Origin of the sequence: Gordonia zhaorongruii (assembly GCF_007559005.1) — a bacterium.
GTDB classification, from domain to species: Bacteria; Actinomycetota; Actinomycetes; order Mycobacteriales; family Mycobacteriaceae; genus Gordonia; species Gordonia zhaorongruii.
Genome location: NZ_CP041763.1, coordinates 3,161,819 through 3,181,356 on the forward strand (window position 1 = coordinate 3,161,819; position 19,538 = coordinate 3,181,356).

The window sequence follows — 19,538 nt, forward strand, 5'->3', positions numbered from 1 at the left end:
CCCGTGCCTCGCATCCTCGCCTCAACCCGCGGGCCGCTGTCGGTAGCGGATGTCGACCCCACCGCCGCAGCACGATCCAACGCCACACTCGCCCTCGGGCTCCTCAACGGCATCGCAACCGACATGACCGCCCATGCCCCGGACGCCGCGAAATCATTTGCCACCCAACAGACCTCACACCGACAGCGCCTCGATCACATCGGCGGCACACCGGGCTCTAGCGACGAGATGACCCACGCACGCGGACAACTCCTCGCAACAACCATGGACGCCGCCGTTACGCTCTACCGGGCCACCGGATCACGAGCAGCCATCGCCTCGAGCACCGCTGCCCGCCGTCTCCGCGAAGCAGCCTTCGTCCAAATCGCAGCCACCAGCCGGGACGAACGCGACACTGCCGACCAATAGGTCAGCCCCGCGCCATGTCCACGAACTTCGACAGGTGAAGCTGATGGGCGACGGTGATCGTCGCCGTCGGACCGTTGCGGTGCTTGCCGAGAATGATGTCGGCCTCACCGGCACGCGGGTCGTCGCGCTCGATGGAGTCCGGTCGGTGCAGCAGGATGACCATGTCGGCGTCCTGCTCGAGCGAACCCGACTCACGGAGGTCGGAGACCTGCGGCTTCTTGTCCGTACGCTGCTCGGGACCACGGTTCAGCTGACTGATCGCGACCACCGGAACTTCGAGTTCCTTGGCGAGCAGCTTGAGTGACCGCGAGAACTCCGAGACCTCCTGCTGACGGGACTCGACCTTCTTGCCCGACGTCATCAGCTGCAGGTAGTCGACCACGACGAGCTTCAGGTCATGACGCTGTTTGAGGCGACGCGCCTTGGCACGGATCTCCATCATCGTCAGGTTCGGCGAGTCATCGATGAACAGCGGAGCATCGGTGATCTCGCCCATCCGCCGCGCCAACCTGCTCCAGTCGTCGTCGCTCATATTGCCCGAGCGCATATCGCCGAGCTTGACCTTCGCCTCTGCCGACAGCAGTCGCATGACGATCTCGGTCTTGCTCATCTCCAACGAGAACATCGCGCCGGTCAGGCCGTTGTGGATGGCCGCCGAGCGCAACCAGTCCATCGCGAGCGTCGAGTTGTGCGTCGGCACCATCGCCTCGCCCGCCAGGTACAGATGCTCGGGATTGTCGACCTGCACGCACCGGACCGGCACGCTCGGCACCGACCGCACCGACACGACGAGGCGCGAGCGCACCTGAGTGCGGAGCTCCTTGTGGCGCTGCATCTTCTCGTGCACCGTGAACACATCGTCCGAGGCAGCGAGGCGGACCCACCCGCTGCTCGCGCGACGGAAGGTGTAGCCGAGGCTGGCCGCCAGGTCACCGACGATGCCGGACATGTGGCTGGTGGCAGCGGGTACCGTGATCCAGCCATCGTCGTCCACACGTGCGCGCGAATCGAGGATGCCTGCGAGCAGCGCGCGACGCTGACCGATCGATCCGCGCAGGTACTCGCGAGGGATCCGGCCACCGAGGTCGGCCATCAACGTCATCACGTCGACGGGGCCTTCCTCCTCGATGCGCATGCCGATCTCGGGGTCGTCGTACGCCATACCCGCCAACGCGCCCACCGTGTACGGGCCGTACGCGAACGGACGGCGCGGCAACGCGACCGGCTCAGCGTTCGGGACGGTGGCACGTCCCGCGTACAGCTGCAGCGAGTCGGTGCTCAGCACTTCCCGACGGCCGTCCACATCGGCGACCCACTGGTGCTGCTGATCGGCCACCAGAGCGCTGCCGTCGTCGAACTCGATCTCGTAGCAGGGACGGTGCGTCATAACCTCGGTCGCCGCGATCACGCGGGTCGGCCGACCGTCGGCGCCGAGCAGGCGATCCCCCTCGGCGACCTTGCCCATCGTCGTCCAGCCGTCCGGCGTGGGCAACGGGGTATCGAGGGCCAGCGCCTTGCCCACACCCGGGCGGGCGGCGACGATGATCATCTGGCCCGGGTGCAGACCGTTGGTCACCTTGTCGAAATCGGCGAATCCGGTGGGCACGCCGAGCGAGAGTCCGCCCCGCGACGCGATGGAATCCAGCTCGTCCAGCGTCGGCTGCAGGAGCTCTTCGAGGACCACGTAGTCTTCCGCCGTCCGGCGCTCGGTGACCTCGTACACCTCAGCCTGCGCACGGTCGACGACCTCGGCGACGTCCTGGCCGCCGTCACCGGCATAGCCGTACTGAACGATGCGCGTTCCGGCCTCCACGAGGCGACGCAGAATGGCTTTCTCGCCGACGATCTCCGCGTAGTAGCCGGCGTTGGCCGCCGTCGGCACCGTCGAGATAAGAGTGTGGATGTACGGGGCGCCGCCGACCTTGCGCAGATCGCCGCGCCGCTCCAGTTCGGCCGCGACAGTCACCGCGTCCGCAGGCTCACCGCGTCCGTACAGTTCCAGAACCGCGTCGTACACCGCCTGATGCGCGGGCTTGTAGAAGTCCCCCGGACGGATCCGCTCCAGCACATCCGCCACGGCGTCCTTCGACAGCAGCATGCCACCCAGAACGGACTGCTCAGCCTGCAGATCCTGCGGGGGCTGACGGCCGTAGTCCTCGCGGGGCGGTCCACTAGGTGCCTCCGACTCAGGAATCGGCTCATCGATCGCCGTCACCCGCGTCCCCCTCCGCAGTAGTACCTCGCCGACGATCCTGAGATCGCCTGCCTTCGCCCCTGGTTGCCGATCAACTAACTCGAACCTTCACAGAGGTTAGAGCCAGGCACCGACAGCGACAAACCGGGGCTGTGGACAACACTGTTAATAGCGTGTGGACAACTCAGCAACGTGCAAGACGACATGTGAACTGTCCTGTGGAGTCTCTGTGGAATGGCGCGAGATCCGTACGTCCCATTGCAGGTCACAGTGCATTTTACAATTCCCCAACAACCAGTTTCAGTTTCGTCGGCGTGTTGCGTTGCGCCACGCCCGGGACCGACTGGACGAGGGGTTGAGACTCCCCGATCGGACGGACGAGGCACCAGCTGAGCGATGTGCCCGGCGGCCTCCAGAATGAAGTCGGCGTGAACACCGCAAACCCGAGTCATCGCCCATGCGAAGTGGTCCAATGGAGCCGTGCGAGCCCTCAGAACCACACGTCCTCGGTTGGCGACGCTTCAGTGCGTCCTCGCCGCTGTGGTTGTCCTGATCTCCACCGTGTTCACAGCTGGGTCAGCCGGCGCGGCCCCAGAACGACCGATGGAGTTCGATTTCTCGCGCTACCAACCGGTGAACCCCGACCGGTACCGGTCCATCGCCTACCCCGACAACGGCAAGCACTTCTTCATCGCCGCCCGGCGCATCTGCCAGATCGGGGCCACACCCGGCAACGTCGCCTGCTCCGGCCACTCCGCGACAGCGCCACGCGGCGTACGCGGAGTCGCCATCACCGGTGACATGCAGGGGCCGCAATGGATTCCGCCGGGTACCACGTACAGGTTCGGGTCACGCGCAGGATTCCGGGCACCGGTGCTGAAGACCGGCACACGCGTGTCAGTCGGGAACACCACGTGCGCGGTCCCGCGACGCGGCGTGGTCGCGTGCTCGACGCCGAACCGGGCGTTCGCGCTCAACCGGGCCTGGCACCGCTTCTACTATCCGCGGGGGGACACCTCTCACAGCCGGAACCCGAAGTCGAGGTATCTGCCTGCGCACCTGCGGTAGGTGGCGGTTCGGGGTGTCTCATCTGGCAGAGCAGGTTTCGACTCGCGTCCTCGGCTGGCGCCTCGGTCGCGGCTCAACCATCGAGACAGACAGACGCGGCTCAACCACCGAGGCGGGCAGGCCCGGCTCAACCATCGAGACAGACGGGCCCAGCTCAACCATCGAGGCGGGCAGGCCCGGCTCAACCGTCGAGACAGACGGGCCCGGCTCAACCGTCGAGGCAGGCAGCCTGGAGGCAAAGAAGGAGGCCGGTCCCCCGACGGGTGACCGGCCTCCTCAGCCTTGCTACGTAGCTGTCAGGCGTTGACCGACAGGTTGAACTTCGCTTCAACCTTCGGGTGCAGCTTGACGACCACGGGGTACGAGCCGACGGCCTTGATGTGGCCGTTCGGCAGCTCCACCGAGCGCTTGTCGACGGCCGGGCCGCCGGCATTGCGGATCGCGCCCGCAACGTCTGCGGTCGAGACCGAACCGAACAGCTTGCCCGAATCGTGGGTCTTGACCGTCAGGTTGACGGCCTCGAGGCCCTCGAGGGTCTGCTTCAGCTCGTTCGCGTGGTCCAGGTCGCGCACGGCGCGAGCCTCCTGCGACCGGCGGATGCCCTCGACCTGCTTCTCGGCACCACGGGTGGCGACGATGGCCAGACCGCGGGGCAGCAGGAAGTTGCGGCCGTAACCGTCGCGAACCTCGACAATGTCGCCCGCTTCGCCGAGATTCTCGACGGAGGCAGTCAGGATCAGCTTCATTTCAGTGATCTCCTTCCGCTCAGCGGGTGGTTGAGGTGAAGGGCAGGAGCGCCACTTCACGCGAGTTCTTGACGGCCACCGCGATGTCACGCTGGTGCTGGACGCAGTTACCCGTCACGCGACGCGAACGGATCTTGCCGCGGTCGGACAGGAAGCGACGCAGCAGCGCGGTGTCCTTGTAATCGATGTTGACGGTCTTGTTCTTCTTGGTGTCCTTGCAGAAGGTGCAGGCCTTGGCCTTGGTTACCTTCTCGACACGAGCCTTGCGGCCCTTTTGCTTCGCCATGTGTTGATGCTCCAGTTGAGTACCTCCGGGCTGGCAGGCCCGGAATCAGAAAGGTGGTTCGTCGTCCCCGCCGGAGAAGCCTCCGCCGGTGGCAGGCGCGCTGCCCCACGGGTCTTCGACCGGCTGGTTCGAGGCGGGGCGGCCGCCGCCGGAGTTGCCTCCGAAGCCGCCACCGGAGTTTCCTCCGAAGTTTCCGCCCGAATTTCCTCCGCCGTAGTTACCGCCGCCGCCGCGCTGGGTCTTGGCGACCTTGGCGGTGGCGTAACGGAGCGAAGGACCGATTTCGTCCACGTCCAGCTCCACAACGGTGCGACGCTCGCCCTCACGGGTTTCGAACGACCGCTGCTTGAGCTTGCCCTGCACCACGACACGGGCACCCTTGGTGAGCGACTCGGTCACGTTCTCCGCCGCGTCACGCCAGATGCTGCAGCGGAGGAACAGCGCTTCGCCGTCCTTCCACTCGTTGGTCTGACGATCGAACGTGCGCGGAGTGGATGCCACAGTGAAGTTGGCGACCGGCGCACCGGACGGCGTGAAACGCAGTTCCGGATCGGCGGTCAGGTTTCCGACAACCGTGATGACCGTGTCAGTCATAGAGACTCCCTAACGTCTGGATGGAACGCCCGACAGCGAACGCTCGTAATTGGTTTGGAACCAACTTACGTTGCGTCGCCGACAAACGTGCGGGCGAATTTCCAACCTGTGGATGCAGGTGTGGACGCGCCCGGTTCCTACTTGCGCAGGACCTTGGTGCGCAGGACCGACTCGTTCAGCTTCAGCTGACGGTCGAGCTCGCTCACGGTGTCCGGGGTCGCGTTGAGATCGACGACGGCGTAGATGCCTTCGCTGTGCTTCAGGATCTCGTAAGCAAGACGGCGCTTGCCCCAGATATCAACGTTGTCCACGCTGCCGCCATCCTTACGGACGACATTGAGGAAAGTATCCAGTGAGGGTGCGACGGTGCGCTCGTCCAAGCTCGGATCGAGAATGACCATCATTTCGTAGTGACGCATAAGACCACATCACCTCCTATGGGCTAGATCGGCCGCGGACTGTCCGCGACAGGAGGGTCGCCTGCGTCGGCAACCCGTCCAGGCTACATGAGAGGTTCTGACCTGCGAAATCGCGGCAGCGGCCACTCGACCTCTACCGTTGATCGCATGCCCGCCGTTCCCGGTCTCGCGTCCTCGTTCTCGCCGAGTTCCCGCCTCGGCGAGCGGACTCTCGTCCTTCTGACGTCCCTCCTGGCAACCGTTTTCACGCTGACCTGGGCGTTTCGCGCGAAGACTGCGTGCGCCGGCGCACCGTTCGATGAGTTCGGCCGCAGCCTGCGATTCCCCAGCGGCGATTCGCACGCGATCGTCCCCTGCTACTCGGACGTGATGATGCTGTGGATCGGTCGCGACATCGACCGGCACGTCTTCCCGTACATCCACGGCGGAATCGACTCCGCCGGCCAGCTGTTCGGCGGTGTCGTCGAGTACCCGGTCCTGTCCGGGCTGCTGATGTGGATCGGCGGAATCGGCGCCCACACCGACCTCGCCTTCTTGGAGCACAGCGCGCTGATTCTCGCACCGTTCGCCATCGCGATCACCGTGCTCCTCGCACTGATGACCCGCTGGTGGGTGCTCTTGTGGGCCGCTACCCCGCCGCTGGTGCTGTACGCATTCCACAACTGGGAACTGCCCGTGGTGTTCACCGCGGTCGCCGCCGTCGGGGTCATGGCGTTCGGAGCGAGTGTGCATCCGCGAACCGGCAGACGCCGGATCTCGTTGCGCACCACCGCCGTCGTCGCTTCCGTCCTCCTCGCGATCGGGTTCTCACTCAAGATCTATCCCGGATTCTTCGTGCTGCCGCTCGCGGCCTATGTCCTGACCGGCGGGCACGGACCGCGCGTGCGCCGCGCCCTCGATTGGACGGGCGCGATCCGCGTCGCGGTGGCGGCCGTGGTGACGGTCGCTCTCACCCAGATCCCCTTCATGATCGCCGGATTCGACGGATGGCGGGCCGCCCTTACGTTCCAGGGGAAACGCGAGGCCGACAACACCACGAACAGCATCTGGTTCTGGGGCCTGCGTCATCTCACCGGCGGTGAGACGAACGGATACGACTCCATCGTGGACATCGCGTCGCCCCTGCTGATCGTGCTGGGCTTCGCCGCGGCCATGTGGCTCGGATGGAAGGCGTACCGGGACGACGGGGTGTTCCCCTGGCTGGGCGTGGCTGCCGCGATGCTCGCCGCGTTCATGGTCTTCCACAAGGTCCACTCACCGCAGTACACGCTGTGGATCCTGCCGTTCTTCGTGCTGCTGCGCGTGCGCTGGTGGTGGATCGCGGCCTACCTGGTCAGCGACTTCACCCTCGACGCCACGATCTTCCGGTATCTCGGTTTCGACGTGAGCGACAGCCCCGCTCCCTGGTGGGTTCTCGGCGGCGTCAACCTCGGGGTCTGGGTGCACGCCGCGATCCTGCTGACCGGCATCGTCGCGTTCGTCCGCACTCCCCTTCGCGAACCGCTCGCATCGTATCTGCGGTCGGCGCCGCCACCCGCCGGACCGCTCACCCGGCTGGCCGCCTCCGACGCGACCGACGCGCGCACCTGGCTGGGAGCGCCGACGCTCACCCGGGGCGACGTGACGCTACGGCCGCTCACCGCGTCGGACGCCTCGGCGCTGGCGGCGCTCATCTCCGAATCGGATCGCGAGCTGTACCGCTGGACCAGCCCCATCCCGGGCACGGCGCACGAGGCGACGGAATGGATCGTTCGCGCGTTGTCCGATCCTGCCCGGATCCCGTTCGCCGTCCTCTACGGCGGACGGCTGGTCGGCACCACCAGCTACTACGACGTCCAGGCAGAGCATCGCAGTCTCGCCATCGGCCACACCTTCTACACACCGGGAACGATGGGCACACAGGTGAATCCGGCCGCCAAGATGTTGTTGCTCGAGTACGCCTTCGCCACCTGCGGCGCGACACGCGTCGTCTGGCACACGCACGAGAGCAACGCACGCTCACGTGCCGCGATCAGCAAGTTGGGCGCGGAGTTCGAAGGACTGCTGCGCAAGCACCGCCGGTTCGGTGACGGGTGGCGCACCACCGCTCAGTTCGCGATGACCGACGACGACTGGCCTGGGGTTCGGGACGAACTCGCGATGCGGTCGGCACGCTGAAGCACCCGGTCAGCCCGGTGACACCGGCTGGTGCACGGGAGACGGCGACCGCAGAAGCAACCCGCTACCGGACGTCCTTCGCCCAGCGGGGCGGAGCAGATCCCACACGACGAATGCGACGAGTCCCAGAACGATGAGACCGCGGATCACCGCGCCGATGTAGAACCACTCCTCCGGCAGCCACCTGCGCTCCGGATCCAGGAACAGACTCATGCGCGGAATCCAGAGCAGGGCTTCGAATGTCATCCAGGCCAGGAGCACCCGCGGATGCGGGATCGCCAGGACCGCGAGCGGCACCAGCCACAGGGACGACTCGGGACGCCATTCCTTGCCGACGACCAGGAACCCGGCGACGAGGACGAACATGAGGGCTGCGAGGCTCGGTGCCCGCTCCGCGCGCATACCGACATATGCGACTCCGGCGATCACCCCGACCATCAGCACGATCACCAGCGCATTGATGAGCGTCGTCGACGGCGACCATCCGGTCAGCTGCGCGATCAACCGGTACACGGTGTCCTGCTCGAACATCCGGTCGCGCCATCCGGTGAACGTCGCAGCCCACCCGGACGGATACGCGATCACGACCGGCAGATTCACGGCCACCCAGGTCCCGATCGCAGCGAGCGTCACCGCACCGGCATCGCGCATCTGCCGGTAGCGGACGCACAGGATGGCTATCGCCGGGATCAGCAGGATGGGGTAGAAGGTCGTGCAGGCACCGAGCCCGACGAACACTCCGGTGAGCCAACGTCTCGCGCGTGACCAGGCGAGCATGGCGAGGGCGACGAACATCACTGGCAGCACTTCGAACGCCGTGAAGGCGTGCACGATGACCAACGGCGACACCGCCATGGCCGCCACCATCCAAGGCTGTCTGCGGCGCGATCGCATGGTCGCCCACACGGCGATCAGCCAGCCGAGCGCCATCAACAAGGCCGCGATGTTGAAGTAGTCGACGACGGCGAGCGCCGACGGGGCGCCGACCGCATCCGTGAGCGCACCCCAGCCTCGCGCGGCCTGTGCTGAGACGTACATGAACGCCGCCGTCACCACCGGTACTCCGATGTACTCGCGTGCGGAGTTCGTCGTCCAGAAAGTGCGATACGGCATCGCACCGGCGGCGAGATCGTCCGGAGTCAACCGGTTCTGCGAGTATCCGGCGACGACGTTCGAATAGCACAGCCCGTAGAACTGGCGTTGGTCGTCCCAGTCGAGGCGCATCTGCCCGGGTGAGCCGTTCGCGGCCGGAGTCTGCTGTATGCAGCCGGCCTTCCCGAACCAGCCGAACGCCAAGGTGACGAGCGCCAGGAGGAACAGGATCCGCAGCGGGGTCCATGCCCGGTTGCGTCCGACAGCCGCGTGCTGCCCGACCGGACCGCCGATGCTCGTGCTCAGTTGCGCGAGCATCGGGTTGATCCGTGTCGGCATGACCCGATCGGTCGCGAGACGCCGGTCATCCGACATCGCGGCCGGCGAATCCCACTCGCCCGCGCCGTGCGCTGCCCAATCGGACTGCTCTGCGCCGGATGATTCCGGCCCGTGCAGGTGCGCCCCTTCTCCCATCGCGTGTGACCCGACCGCGCCGGGCTGCGCCGGGTCGGTGCCGGCCGAACCCGACTCGATCGGATCAGGCACGCGCGCCACTAGCGCTGCGGAGTGTCGGAATTGAGCTGCGGCTGATCGCTCTCCCCGGAAGCTCCGTTGGGGCTGAGGTTGGCGTTCGGGCCGCCCTCACCGGTCTCGGGTGACGCTCCGCCATCGCCGGAATCGTCTCCCCCGTCGCCCTGCCCGGAGCCTTCGTCAAAAGGGATGGTCACTCCCGGAGCGATCGTGATCTCACCGTTTCCGCCTCCGGAACCGGGACCGCGTCGCCGATCGCGGGTCGGCGTCTGCTCACCGCCGCTATCGCCCCCGCTGTCGCTGCCGCTGCCGTTGCCGCTGCCGCTTTCGCTGCCCTCGGTCTCCGTGTAGGTGGGGGCCGGCGCTTCGTACGGCACACCCGCCTGTCCGCCGACGGCTTCGGCTTCCGGGAACTGCTCGACGGGTTCACCGGCCAGCGCATCGTCCATCTGCGCCTTCCAGATCTGCGCGGGTAGACCGCTGCCGTAGATCGGCGAGCCGCCGTAGTCGCGCAGGGCGGTGCCCTCGTCGGTTCCGACCCAGACCGCGGTGGACAGTTGCGGCGTGTAGCCGACCATCCACGCATCCTTGTTGTTACCGCTGTCGCCGAGCTGAGCGGTGCCCGTCTTCGCGGCCGACACACGCGGCCCGACCGACGGATCGTAAAGGCTGTTGCCGTTCGAGTACGCGGCGATCGGCTGCATCGCGGCCGTCACGTTGTCCGCAACGGCCTTGGGGACCACGCGCTTGCCCTTGTCGGGCTGACGATCGAACAGCACCTCGCCGGTCGAGGTCTCGACCTTCTTCACCATGAACGGCTTGCGGTAGATGCCCGATGCCGCGAGCGTCGCATACGCGGAGGCCATGTCGAGGACCCGCGACGGGTACTGGCCGAGCACGACGCCGCCCTCGGGACGACCGTTCTTGCCCTGCAGCGTGTGCTTGATGTTGCCGAAGCTCTCGGCGATACCCAGCTGATGCGCGGCATCCGCGACGGCTTGCGCGCCGCCCTTGAGATCCATCATCAGGCGGTAGTACACCGTGTTCAGCGACATCTTGAGCGCGGTCGCCAGGTTGCAGGTGCCGCAGCTCTCACCTTCGGAGTTCTCGATCGTCACCTTGCCGTGCTGATACGGGGCGGACGAGTAGGTCTTCGACAGCGGAATGTCCTGCTCGAGTCCCGCGACCAGCGCGAACACCTTGAAGACCGAGCCGGTCTGCAGGCCCGCCGACGCGTAGTCCCAGCCCTGGCCGTCCTCGCCACCGTAGTAGCCCTCTACGCCGCCGGTCTCCGGATCGATGGAGACCGATGCGGTCCGGAGCTTGTCCGGCTCGCCCGAGAGCTTGTCCCGCGCGTTGCTGACGAGTGCCTTCTGCGCCTTGGGGTCGATCGACGTGGTCACCTTGAGTCCGCCGGTACGCACATCCTGTTCGGAGATGCCCAGGGTCTCGAGCTCCGACAGCACCTGGCGGCGGATCAGTCCGTTCGGACCGTCGTTCTTCTCGGCCGGAATCGCCTTCGTGTCGGAGACCTTGGGGAACTTCATCGACTCACGGTCCTGGCGCGACAGGTAACCGATCGACACCATTCCGTCGAGCACGTAGTTCCATCGCATGTTGGCCTGCTCTGGATCGAGTGCGGGGTCATACAGCGACGGCCCGCGGATCACCGATGCCAGCAACGCCGATTCGGACGGGGTGAGTCGCTTGAGATCCTTGTTGAAATAGGCCTTCGACGCTGCGGCCACACCGTACGCACCACGACCGAAGTAGATCGTGTTCAGGTAGGCGGCCATGATGTCGTCCTTGTCCCACTGACGGGACATCTTGGTCGAGATCGCGAGTTCCTTGAACTTGCGCTTGTAACTGACCTCGTCACCGACGATGGCGTTCTTCACGTACTGCTGGGTGATCGTCGAGCCACCGCCCGCATCGACCTTGTTGGTCACCTTGCCGAGGACGGCACGGGTGAAGCCGCTCAACGAGAAACCGGAGTTCGAGTCGAAACCGCGATCCTCCGCAGCCTTGACCGCAGCCACCATCGACTCAGGGATGTCGTCGTATTTGACGTCGGTACGGTTGCCCTGTGGCGGAACCACGCGGGCGAGCACCCCGCCACGCGCATCGGTGATCGTCGCGACCTGGTTCTGCTTGATGTCACCGGGGCCGGGAACCGGCACCGTGATGTAAGTGAAGACGAAGGCGATGACGCCGAGGATCGCCAGAGCGGGCACGGCTGCCGCGGCCAAGCCGGCAACCCATGCCGTGATGCGGGCCGTCTTCCGCGGCCTTGATTCCGATTCGCCAGCTCGGCTGGTCATCGCTCACCCACTTCTCTGCATTCACTCGCCCGTACGGACGTTCCCACAACTTTGACGCACTGCAGCGCCGCTGCCAACTCCTGCGGTGTCCCGGTCTGCTCACAGTCGGCGCACCCCTGTCGGCTATTTCGCAATACGACGCCTCTTCGTTGCACGCTGCGGCATTCCGCCAACGTACGACTGCACGAGATAGTTCCACTTGCATGTGCGGCATACCTCGACAACGTGGACCGTGAACTCGGGCGCCTGCTGGTCCAGCTCGACGATCTCCGCCTCGCTGCGCGCAGTCCCCGACGGTTCTCCGACTTTGGGGCCGAACACCCAGGACACCAAGGTGACCTGCTCCTTCCGGCACACCGGGCAGGGCCGATCGGTGCCTTGGCCGTGAAACTTGGCCGCACGGAGCAGATAGGTGTCGGCATCGCACACGTCCGACAGCGCGATCTCGCCCGCACGGATGCGGGCCAGTCGGGCGCGACGCGCGAGCGCGTAGTCGACGAGTTGACGGTGCACGGACTCCAGCGTAGACGCGGACCGGCTCATGGCCGCTGTGATCGAGATCAAAGTCGTCCCAGCAGCCTTCGGTTGGTTGATGGCTATATCGATGCGATACATTTAGTGCTGCATCTAGCCGACACAACGCATCGAAAGGGGATCGACGTGCTCGAGATGGCGATCCTCGGACTCCTCCTCGAGTCCCCGATGCACGGTTACGAACTGCGCAAGCGGCTCACCGGACTGTTGGGCGCGTTCCGTGCCTTCTCGTACGGGTCGCTGTACCCGACATTGCGGCGGATGCGGGCCGACGGCCTGATCGCCGAGGACGAGACCGATACGCCGCACGGCTCCAAGGTCCGGCGCGGCCGCCGCGTGTACCGGCTCACCCGGGCGGGCGAAGTCCGGTTCAGCGAACTGGTCGCCGACACCGGACCGCAGAACTACACGGACGACGGGTTCGGTGTGCATCTCGCATTCTTCAGCCGCACGCCGGCCGTCGCGCGGATGCGGATCCTGGAAGGCCGTCGCCGTCAGGTGGAGGAACGCCGGGAGAGCATCCGCGAGATGCTCGGCCGTTCGGCTCCGGCCACCGACCGCTACACGCGACAGATGCACGAGTTGAGCCTGGAGACCTCCGAGCGCGAGGTCCAGTGGCTCAACAAACTGATCGCCGACGAAGTGTCGGCGGAGTCCACAGAACTCAATGCCGATCCATCGGAAACCGGTGGCGGCATCGCAGAAGAGAAGAAGTCGGCGGTACAGCAGTCCGCCGTACCGTCACAGAAAGAAGGAGAGCCCGACCATGGGTGAAACCAACAAAGTGCGCGTGGCCATCGTCGGCGTGGGTAACTGCGCCTCATCCTTGGTGCAGGGCGTCGAGTACTACAAGGACGCAGACGAGAACGCCGTCGTTCCCGGCCTGATGCACGTCAAGTTCGGTGGCTACCACATCCGCGACGTCGAGTTCGCCGCTGCGTTCGACGTCGACGCCAAGAAGGTCGGCTTCGACCTCGCCGAGGCGATCAACAACAGCGAGAACAACACCATCAAGATCGCTGACGTCCCGCCGCTGAACGTCCCCGTCCAGCGCGGTCAGACCCTCGACGGTCTCGGCAAGTACTACAAGGAGACCATCACCGAGGCCGATGGCGAAGGCGTCGACGTGGTGAAGGCTCTCAAGGACGCTGACGTGGACGTCCTCGTCAGCTACCTCCCGGTCGGCTCGGAGCAAGCCGACAAGTTCTACGCGCAGTGCGCGATCGACGCGGGTGTGGCCTTCGTCAACGCCCTGCCGGTGTTCATCGCCTCCGACCCCGAGTGGGCCAAGAAGTTCACCGACGCCGGTGTCCCGATCGTCGGCGACGACATCAAGAGCCAGGTGGGCGCAACCATCACCCACCGCGTGATGGCGAAGCTGTTCGAGGACCGCGGCGTCGCCCTCGACCGCACGTACCAGTTGAACGTCGGCGGCAACATGGACTTCAAGAACATGCTCGAGCGTGAGCGTCTGGAGTCCAAGAAGGTCAGCAAGACCCAGGCTGTCACCAGCAACCTGACCGGTTCGCTGTCGGGCAAGGTGCACGACAAGAACGTGCACATCGGCCCGTCGGACTACGTCGCATGGCTCGACGACCGCAAGTGGGCGTACGTGCGCCTCGAGGGCCGCGCCTTCGGCGACGTGCCGCTGAACCTCGAGTACAAGCTCGAGGTCTGGGACTCCCCCAACTCGGCCGGCATCATCATCGACGCGGTGCGCGCCGCCAAGATCGCCAAGGACCGCGGTATCGGCGGCCCGATCCTCCCGGCATCGGCCTACCTGATGAAGAGCCCGCCCGAGCAGATCGCCGACGACGTCGCGCGTCAGCAGCTCGAAGCCTTCATCATCGGCGGCGACGAGTGATCCTCAGCTGAGGATGCGAATGTGGCCCGGACTCCTTGCTGGAGTCCGGGCCACGTTCGTTTCGGTCGAAGGAAGTGCAGATCAGCCGATGCCGGCAGCGCTGAGGAGGACTGTCACCACGGTGACGACCGCGACCACCCCGTGCGCGCCGACCACGGCTACCGGGAACCCCTTCTCGGGAGCATCCTCGGTACCTGCCGCGCCCTGGTACGCCGGGATCCAGCGCGCGAGCATCGCGAATCCGGCGAGGGCGATCACGACGAGCAAGGCGAACGCGATCCAGGCGAGAACCGCAGCGTCGACGGCCACGTAGACGATCCACAGCACGAGACCCGCCGCAGCGAGCAGGAAGTGCGCGAACACGATGGGCGCGGGCAATCTGCTGGTGGTACCCGCCTTCGCACCTCCCCCGGCGATCCATTTGCCGAGCAGGACGAACCCGCCGAGGGCGGTGATGATCCAGCAGACGAGTGCGACGATGGCCATGATGTTGTCTCCTTGTATATAAGGGCTGGTTGTACGGACGGGCTGGTACGGACGGGCTGGGCTGGGTAGAGCTGGGGCCGGGTTGCGGGCCCCTTGATGCGCGCCGCCTCGATGCCGAGGGCTACCGAGGCGAACGGGTTCCGTCAGTCGCGACGTTCGAAGCCCTCAGCCTGAGTGGCTTCATCGACGACTCGGACGCCGTACCGATATGCGAGCTTGCCGCCGAGGGCGCCGGCGACGGTCAGCACGATGAGGCTGACCACGGTGAGGCATAGCTGCCCGGCACCGACGGTGCCGTCTGTGCCGGAAGTCGCACGCCACCAGAAGTTTCCGGCGAAGGCGAGCGTGACCACCAGCATCAACGACATGTGGATCAGTGCCGTGCGCTGAGCAGCGGTGCCGACCGGGATCGACAGCAGGTCGAGGAACCCGACCGTGGCCGCCGCCAAGGCTCCGAGAACACCGACTGCGATCAGCCACAGGGCACCGCGACTCAGGAACGCCGGGTCGTCGACGATGCACGAGCCGACGTCGAAGACGAGGGAGGTGACCCACGCGCCTATCGGCACCGTCACCAGCATCGGATGGAACGGGTGTCCGTACGGCCCGGTGAGCATCGCGCTGACCGGCTGCTTCGCCTGGCTCATATCGGTTGGCATGGTGACTCCTCGGTGAACGGGAACGGGTGAGGGATCCGGCGATCAGCCGGGCCGATTGCGGTTGCGCGTCAGCTCGAGGAACTCCCCTCTCGCTGGGCCGCTCTCGCGGAGCAACCCACGCAGCGCGGAGGTGGTGGTCCAGGTTCCCGGAGCACGTACACCGCGGATCGACATGCACATGTGCTCCGCCTCGATGAGCACGCCGACACCGCGCGGACGCAGGCTCTCCTCCAGCCAGTCGGCGACCTGCATCGTCAGGCGCTCCTGAACCTGAAGATCGCGTGCGAACAGTTCGACGACGCGGGCGAGTTTGGACAATCCGAGAATCCGTTTCCCCGGCAGATAGCCGACGTGCGCCACACCGCGGAACGGCAGCAGGTGATGCTCGCACAGCGAGGAGAAGTGAATGTCCCGGACCAGGACCAGCTCGTCGTAGCCGGATTCGTTGGGAAAGGTCGTCAGGTCGAACTCACGCGGCGTGAGCATCTCCTCGAAGGCCCCCGCCACGCGGCGCGGCGTCTCACTCAGGTGCGTCTGGCTCGGATCACGGCCGAGCGCCCCCAACAGCAGGTGAATCGCCTGTTCCGCCGCGTCGATGTCGATACTCGGCCGTTGCACGTCCGCGCGAGCATCCCTCGCGGGCGACGGCGCCGTCGTCGTGGTCATTCGTACGACCCTTCTAAAACTAATGCCTATGGTCATTGATTATAGAGACAATTAGACCACACCGATAGGTTTTACAATGAGAGGTATGAACGCACTCTCCGATCCGGAGCCCCAGCGCAGCATCGATGTGGCGGCGGTATCCGCCCTCGATGAGCCCAACCGCAGGCGGCTCTACGACTACGTGTCCGGCCGGGGCGGCCCCGCCACGCGTGACGAGGCGAGCGATGCGCTCCAGATCCCCCGTCAGACCGCGGCGTTCCACTTGGACAAGCTCGCCGACGTCGGGCTGCTCGACGTCGAGTTCGAACGAAGAACCGGACGGTCCGGACCCGGTGCCGGCCGCCCGGCGAAGCTGTATCGACGTGCCGAACGCGACATCCGGGTGAACCTGCCCGAACGCTCCTACGAGCTCGCCGGCCAGCTGCTCGCACAAGCTGTCGACGAGGCCGAATCGAGCGGAGAGTCGCCCCGTACCGTACTCGCCCGCCTCGCTTCACAACTCGGCCACGACATCGGCCACCAGACAGGAGGTTCCGACCGACAACTCCTCGAGACACTCGAACGATGCGGTTACGAGCCGCGCGTCGAGGCGGACGACATCGCGCTCGTCAACTGCCCGTTCCACAAGCTCGCCCGCACCCACAGACAACTGGTGTGCGGTATGAATCTCCACCTCGTGGACGGTCTCGTCACCGCGGCCGAGTGCCCGCAGCGGCACGCGCGTCTCGACCCCCGCGATGGCTACTGCTGCGTGCGGATCGGTACCACCACTGACTGACTCCGCCGCACGGAGCAACGCAGCGGTCGACGCAGATGCAAGAAGCGCACCGCCGGAGGCGATGCGCTTCTCACGGTGAGTCGGCGATCGTCCGACTCAGATGGACATCCGAATCTAGTCGACGCCGAAGTCGATCGCCGCGCGGTCGAGCGACTCGGACGCCGGGTCGTCGGGCTGGCCGCCCGCGATCGCCTGAGCGCCGCCGACCGACAGTTCACCGACGAGATCCGCAGTGGCTCCGCCGACGATGCCGAGCTCCGCGTACTGCTCGAGGCGGGCGCGCGAGTCGGCGATGTCGAGATTGCGCATGGTCAGCTGACCGATGCGGTCGGCCGGCCCGAACGCCGCGTCGCCGACTCGCTCCATCGACAGCTTGTCCGGGTGGTACGAGAGCGCAGGGCCCTCAGTCTTGAGGAAGTGGTAATCGTCGCCGCGACGCAGACGCACGGTGACCTCACCGGTGATGGCCGAGCCGACCCAACGGACCAGCGCCTCACGCAGCATGAGTGCCTGCGAGTCCATCCAGCGGCCCTCGTACATCAGGCGACCCAACCGGCGGCCCTCGTTGTGGTAGTTCGCGACGGTGTCCTCATTGTGGATCGCGTTCACCAGGCGCTCGTAACCGATGTGCAGCAGCGCCATGCCGGGCGCCTCGTAGATGCCGCGCGACTTCGCCTCGATGATGCGGTTCTCGATCTGGTCCGAGACGCCGAGGCCGTGACGGCCGCCGATCTCGTTGGCCTTCAGAACGAGCTCCACCGCGTCGTCGAAGGTCTCGCCGTTGATGGCGACCGGGCGGCCCTGCTCGAAGCGCACCGAGACGTCCTCGGTCGGCACCTCGACGTCATCGCGCCAAGCGGCGATGCCCATGATCGGGTCGACGACGTCGAGGCCGTGGTCGAGGTGCTCGAGCGTCTTGGCTTCGTGGGTGGCGCCCCAGATGTTGGCGTCCGTCGAGTACGCCTTCTCCTGCGAGTCGCGGTACGGGAGGTTGCGCTCGGTGAGCCACTGGCTCATCTCGTCACGGCCGCCGAGCTCCTCGACGAAGTCGGTGTCGAGCCACGGCTTGTAGATGCGCAGGTTGGGGTTGGCCATCAGGCCGTAGCGGTAGAACCGCTCGATGTCGTTCCCCTTGTAGGTGGAGCCGTCGCCCCAGATGTCGACGCCGTCCTCCTTCATCGCACGGACCAGCAGCATGCCGGTCACGACGCGGCCGAGCGGCGTGGTGTTGAAGTACGTCTTGCCTGAGCTGCGGATGTGGAACGCACCGCACTGCAGCGCGACGAGGCCCTCTTCGACGAGCGCCGCACGGCAGTCGACCAGGCGGGAGATCTCAGCACCGTACTGACCTGCACGACCGGGCACCGACGCGATGTCCGGCTCGTCGTACTGACCGAGGTCCGCGGTGTAGGTGCACGGGACGGCACCCTTCTCGCGCATCCAGGCGACGGCGACGGTGGTGTCCAGGCCGCCCGAGAAGGCGATCCCGACACGCTCACCCGTGGGCAGAGAGCTCAACACTTTCGACATACGTCCAGCTTAAACAAGGGTTCGGCGCCGGGACGAATCCCGGTCGGTTTGGTCGGGCGCGGATTCCCGCAGATCGTCGGAGCCGTCCGACATACGGCCGGCCCGCGGTCGGCCCCGGCAGTACGAGCTTCGGCGACGTGACGGTGGGTTTCGCCTCGCGTCCTCGGCGTGCGCATCGGTCGCGGCTCAACCGATCGAGGACGCTCACTACGCTGACGGGTCATGACAGCTCAGCAGTGGCAGGCATCATCTTCCGGGCTCGACGGATTCGTGCTCGTCGAGCACCAGCCCTCCGCTCCCGGGCCAGGACAGGTGCGCGTCGACGTCCATGCGGCCGGGGTGAACCCCGCGGACCTGAAGCACGTGCGCCGGACCGACCCGGCCGACTTCCCCGTGCCCGTCGGGTACGAGATCGCCGGGGTGGTGACGGCGGTCGGGCCCGGGGCGGTCGGCGGGTCCGGCGAGCTGTCGGTCGGCGATCGGGTGGCCGCCTTCCGCGTCCACGGCGGGTACGCGTCAGAGCTGACTCTCCCTGCGGAGAAGGCATTCGTGCTGCCGGACACCGTCGACCACATCACCGCAGCCGGTCTGTTGCTGGCCGGGACCACCGCCGCGGACATGCTGCACCGCAGCGGCGCGACGAGCGGCGACACGATCGTCGTCCACGGTGCTTCCGGCGCGGTCGGGGCCACCCTGCTGCAACTCGCCGCACACGCGGGCGTCCGGGTGATCGGCACCGCGAACCCGCGGCGTCTGGATGCCGTTCGCCGTCTCGACGCGGATGCGGTGCCCTACGGCTCCGGCCTGCTGGATCGACTGCGCACGGCGGCACACGGCGAGATCACGGCGGCACTCGATCTGACCGGTACCGATGAGGCGATACACGCGTCACTGCAGCTCGTGGCCGATCAATCCCGGATCATCACCGCCGCAGCGAAGGCCGCCGCGGACGAGCACGGGATCGTCGCCGTCGCAGGTCTGGACCCGCGGAGCACCGCGTATCGGGATGCCATGCGCCCCATACTGATCGACCTCGTCGCGACCGGCGAACTTGAGGTTCCGATCGCGCGGACGTTCCCGCTGGCAGACGCCGTCGACGCACTTCGTCTAGTCGCGAGCGGGCGCGCCGGAGGCAAGGTCGTGCTCACCGTTCCGCGATGACCGACGCTCGCATCACCAACCGGTTTCTCACTGCTCTCGGCCGT

Annotated in this window: 19 protein-coding genes; 7 read left to right on the plus strand and 12 right to left on the minus strand. The window is 66.3% G+C overall.

The features are described from left to right. Positions 1-3 precede the first annotated feature (3 nt). On the plus strand, positions 4-408 hold the full coding sequence (locus tag FO044_RS14605; RefSeq protein ID WP_143965911.1) for a hypothetical protein: 405 nt from the start codon (positions 4-6) through the stop codon (positions 406-408). A 1-nt stretch (position 409) separates the two neighbouring features. Here the strand turns inward: FO044_RS14605 and dnaB are convergent, their stop codons facing one another. After that, a complete protein-coding gene (gene dnaB, locus FO044_RS14610; RefSeq protein ID WP_186290632.1) occupies positions 410-2,614 on the minus strand; it encodes a replicative DNA helicase in 2,205 nt (734 codons plus the stop codon). A 591-nt stretch (positions 2,615-3,205) separates the two neighbouring features. Here dnaB and FO044_RS14615 point away from each other — a divergent pair. Further along, entirely contained in the window at positions 3,206-3,670 is a 465-nt protein-coding gene (locus FO044_RS14615; protein ID WP_235831373.1) for a hypothetical protein, read from the plus strand. Between the two features lie 296 nt (positions 3,671-3,966). Here FO044_RS14615 and rplI read toward each other — a convergent pair whose 3' ends face one another. From rplI to rpsF, 4 genes are all read right to left on the minus strand, one after another. Next, the gene (gene rplI / locus FO044_RS14620) at positions 3,967-4,416 is read right to left on the minus strand and encodes a 50S ribosomal protein L9 (RefSeq protein ID WP_143965912.1); all 450 of its coding nucleotides are present in this window, start codon (positions 4,414-4,416) and stop codon (positions 3,967-3,969) included. Between the two features lie 19 nt (positions 4,417-4,435). Beyond that, the gene (gene rpsR, locus FO044_RS14625; protein WP_132992571.1) at positions 4,436-4,702 is read right to left on the minus strand and encodes a 30S ribosomal protein S18; all 267 of its coding nucleotides are present in this window, start codon (positions 4,700-4,702) and stop codon (positions 4,436-4,438) included. 45 nt (positions 4,703-4,747) lie between these two features. Beyond that, the gene (locus FO044_RS14630) at positions 4,748-5,296 is read right to left on the minus strand and encodes a single-stranded DNA-binding protein (RefSeq protein ID WP_132992572.1); all 549 of its coding nucleotides are present in this window, start codon (positions 5,294-5,296) and stop codon (positions 4,748-4,750) included. Positions 5,297-5,433: 137 nt separating this feature from the next. Beyond that, positions 5,434-5,715 carry a 30S ribosomal protein S6 gene (gene rpsF / locus FO044_RS14635; protein ID WP_132992573.1) on the minus strand — a complete coding sequence of 94 codons (282 nt, stop codon included), beginning with the start codon at positions 5,713-5,715 and terminating at the stop codon, positions 5,434-5,436. 147 nt (positions 5,716-5,862) lie between these two features. On the opposite strand from rpsF, the gene FO044_RS14640 reads away from it, so the two are divergent. Continuing rightward, positions 5,863-7,872, plus strand: a complete 2,010-nt coding sequence (locus tag FO044_RS14640) for a GNAT family N-acetyltransferase (RefSeq protein ID WP_143965913.1) — start codon at positions 5,863-5,865, stop codon at positions 7,870-7,872. A gap of 9 nt (positions 7,873-7,881) precedes the next feature. Here the strand turns inward: FO044_RS14640 and FO044_RS14645 are convergent, their stop codons facing one another. From FO044_RS14645 to FO044_RS14655, 3 genes are all read right to left on the minus strand, one after another. Continuing rightward, the gene (locus FO044_RS14645; RefSeq protein WP_244945777.1) at positions 7,882-9,510 is read right to left on the minus strand and encodes a glycosyltransferase family 87 protein; all 1,629 of its coding nucleotides are present in this window, start codon (positions 9,508-9,510) and stop codon (positions 7,882-7,884) included. A gap of 8 nt (positions 9,511-9,518) precedes the next feature. Continuing rightward, positions 9,519-11,816, minus strand: coding sequence for a transglycosylase domain-containing protein (locus FO044_RS14650; protein ID WP_132992575.1), 2,298 nt, complete (start codon positions 11,814-11,816; stop codon positions 9,519-9,521). A gap of 123 nt (positions 11,817-11,939) precedes the next feature. Then, positions 11,940-12,329 (minus strand): DUF5318 family protein, encoded by a 390-nt coding sequence (locus tag FO044_RS14655; RefSeq protein WP_143965914.1) that lies wholly within the window; start codon positions 12,327-12,329, stop codon positions 11,940-11,942. Positions 12,330-12,476: 147 nt separating this feature from the next. Between FO044_RS14655 and FO044_RS14660 the strand changes: the two genes are divergently transcribed. Next, positions 12,477-13,124, plus strand: a complete 648-nt coding sequence (locus tag FO044_RS14660) for a PadR family transcriptional regulator (protein WP_143966012.1) — start codon at positions 12,477-12,479, stop codon at positions 13,122-13,124. Beyond that, complete coding sequence (locus FO044_RS14665; protein WP_132992577.1) at positions 13,117-14,214, plus strand: inositol-3-phosphate synthase; 1,098 nt, start codon at positions 13,117-13,119, stop codon at positions 14,212-14,214. Before FO044_RS14660 ends, FO044_RS14665 begins: the two co-directional genes overlap by 8 nt. 81 nt (positions 14,215-14,295) lie before the next feature. Here FO044_RS14665 and FO044_RS14670 read toward each other — a convergent pair whose 3' ends face one another. The 3 genes from FO044_RS14670 to folE form a co-directional block, all read right to left on the minus strand. Continuing rightward, positions 14,296-14,700 carry a hypothetical protein gene (locus FO044_RS14670; protein ID WP_143965915.1) on the minus strand — a complete coding sequence of 135 codons (405 nt, stop codon included), beginning with the start codon at positions 14,698-14,700 and terminating at the stop codon, positions 14,296-14,298. Between the two features lie 143 nt (positions 14,701-14,843). After that, entirely contained in the window at positions 14,844-15,359 is a 516-nt protein-coding gene (locus FO044_RS14675; RefSeq protein ID WP_222103204.1) for a DUF2231 domain-containing protein, read from the minus strand. Positions 15,360-15,401: 42 nt separating this feature from the next. Beyond that, positions 15,402-16,025: a GTP cyclohydrolase I FolE gene (gene folE, locus FO044_RS14680; protein WP_143965916.1), complete on the minus strand. Its 624-nt coding sequence runs from the start codon at positions 16,023-16,025 to the stop codon at positions 15,402-15,404. Positions 16,026-16,110: 85 nt separating this feature from the next. Between folE and FO044_RS14685 the strand changes: the two genes are divergently transcribed. After that, the gene (locus tag FO044_RS14685) at positions 16,111-16,803 is read left to right on the plus strand and encodes a helix-turn-helix transcriptional regulator (protein ID WP_143965917.1); all 693 of its coding nucleotides are present in this window, start codon (positions 16,111-16,113) and stop codon (positions 16,801-16,803) included. A gap of 114 nt (positions 16,804-16,917) precedes the next feature. Here FO044_RS14685 and argG read toward each other — a convergent pair whose 3' ends face one another. Then, positions 16,918-18,333 carry an argininosuccinate synthase gene (gene argG / locus FO044_RS14690; RefSeq protein ID WP_132992581.1) on the minus strand — a complete coding sequence of 472 codons (1,416 nt, stop codon included), beginning with the start codon at positions 18,331-18,333 and terminating at the stop codon, positions 16,918-16,920. Between the two features lie 222 nt (positions 18,334-18,555). Between argG and FO044_RS14695 the strand changes: the two genes are divergently transcribed. Continuing rightward, positions 18,556-19,494, plus strand: coding sequence for a quinone oxidoreductase family protein (locus tag FO044_RS14695; protein WP_143965918.1), 939 nt, complete (start codon positions 18,556-18,558; stop codon positions 19,492-19,494). Positions 19,495-19,538 lie beyond the last annotated feature (44 nt).

What these genes read in the sequence shown, in the direction of transcription:
- rplI (WP_143965912.1), bottom strand. Translation starts at nt 4,416, where the DNA reads ATGAAGCTGATCCTGACTGCCTCCGTCGAGAATCTCGGCGAAGCGGGC.
- FO044_RS14665 (WP_132992577.1), top strand. Translation starts at nt 13,117, where the DNA reads ATGGGTGAAACCAACAAAGTGCGCGTGGCCATCGTCGGCGTGGGTAAC.
- FO044_RS14695 (WP_143965918.1), top strand. Translation starts at nt 18,556, where the DNA reads ATGACAGCTCAGCAGTGGCAGGCATCATCTTCCGGGCTCGACGGATTC.
- FO044_RS14670 (WP_143965915.1), bottom strand. Translation starts at nt 14,700, where the DNA reads ATGGCCATCGTCGCACTCGTCTGCTGGATCATCACCGCCCTCGGCGGG.
- folE (WP_143965916.1), bottom strand. Translation starts at nt 16,025, where the DNA reads ATGACCACGACGACGGCGCCGTCGCCCGCGAGGGATGCTCGCGCGGAC.
- FO044_RS14685 (WP_143965917.1), top strand. Translation starts at nt 16,111, where the DNA reads ATGAACGCACTCTCCGATCCGGAGCCCCAGCGCAGCATCGATGTGGCG.
- FO044_RS14615 (WP_235831373.1), top strand. Translation starts at nt 3,206, where the DNA reads ATGGAGTTCGATTTCTCGCGCTACCAACCGGTGAACCCCGACCGGTAC.
- FO044_RS14640 (WP_143965913.1), top strand. Translation starts at nt 5,863, where the DNA reads ATGCCCGCCGTTCCCGGTCTCGCGTCCTCGTTCTCGCCGAGTTCCCGC.
- argG (WP_132992581.1), bottom strand. Translation starts at nt 18,333, where the DNA reads ATGTCGAAAGTGTTGAGCTCTCTGCCCACGGGTGAGCGTGTCGGGATC.
- FO044_RS14675 (WP_222103204.1), bottom strand. Translation starts at nt 15,359, where the DNA reads ATGCCAACCGATATGAGCCAGGCGAAGCAGCCGGTCAGCGCGATGCTC.
- FO044_RS14650 (WP_132992575.1), bottom strand. Translation starts at nt 11,816, where the DNA reads ATGACCAGCCGAGCTGGCGAATCGGAATCAAGGCCGCGGAAGACGGCC.
- FO044_RS14630 (WP_132992572.1), bottom strand. Translation starts at nt 5,296, where the DNA reads ATGACTGACACGGTCATCACGGTTGTCGGAAACCTGACCGCCGATCCG.
- rpsR (WP_132992571.1), bottom strand. Translation starts at nt 4,702, where the DNA reads ATGGCGAAGCAAAAGGGCCGCAAGGCTCGTGTCGAGAAGGTAACCAAG.
- rpsF (WP_132992573.1), bottom strand. Translation starts at nt 5,715, where the DNA reads ATGCGTCACTACGAAATGATGGTCATTCTCGATCCGAGCTTGGACGAG.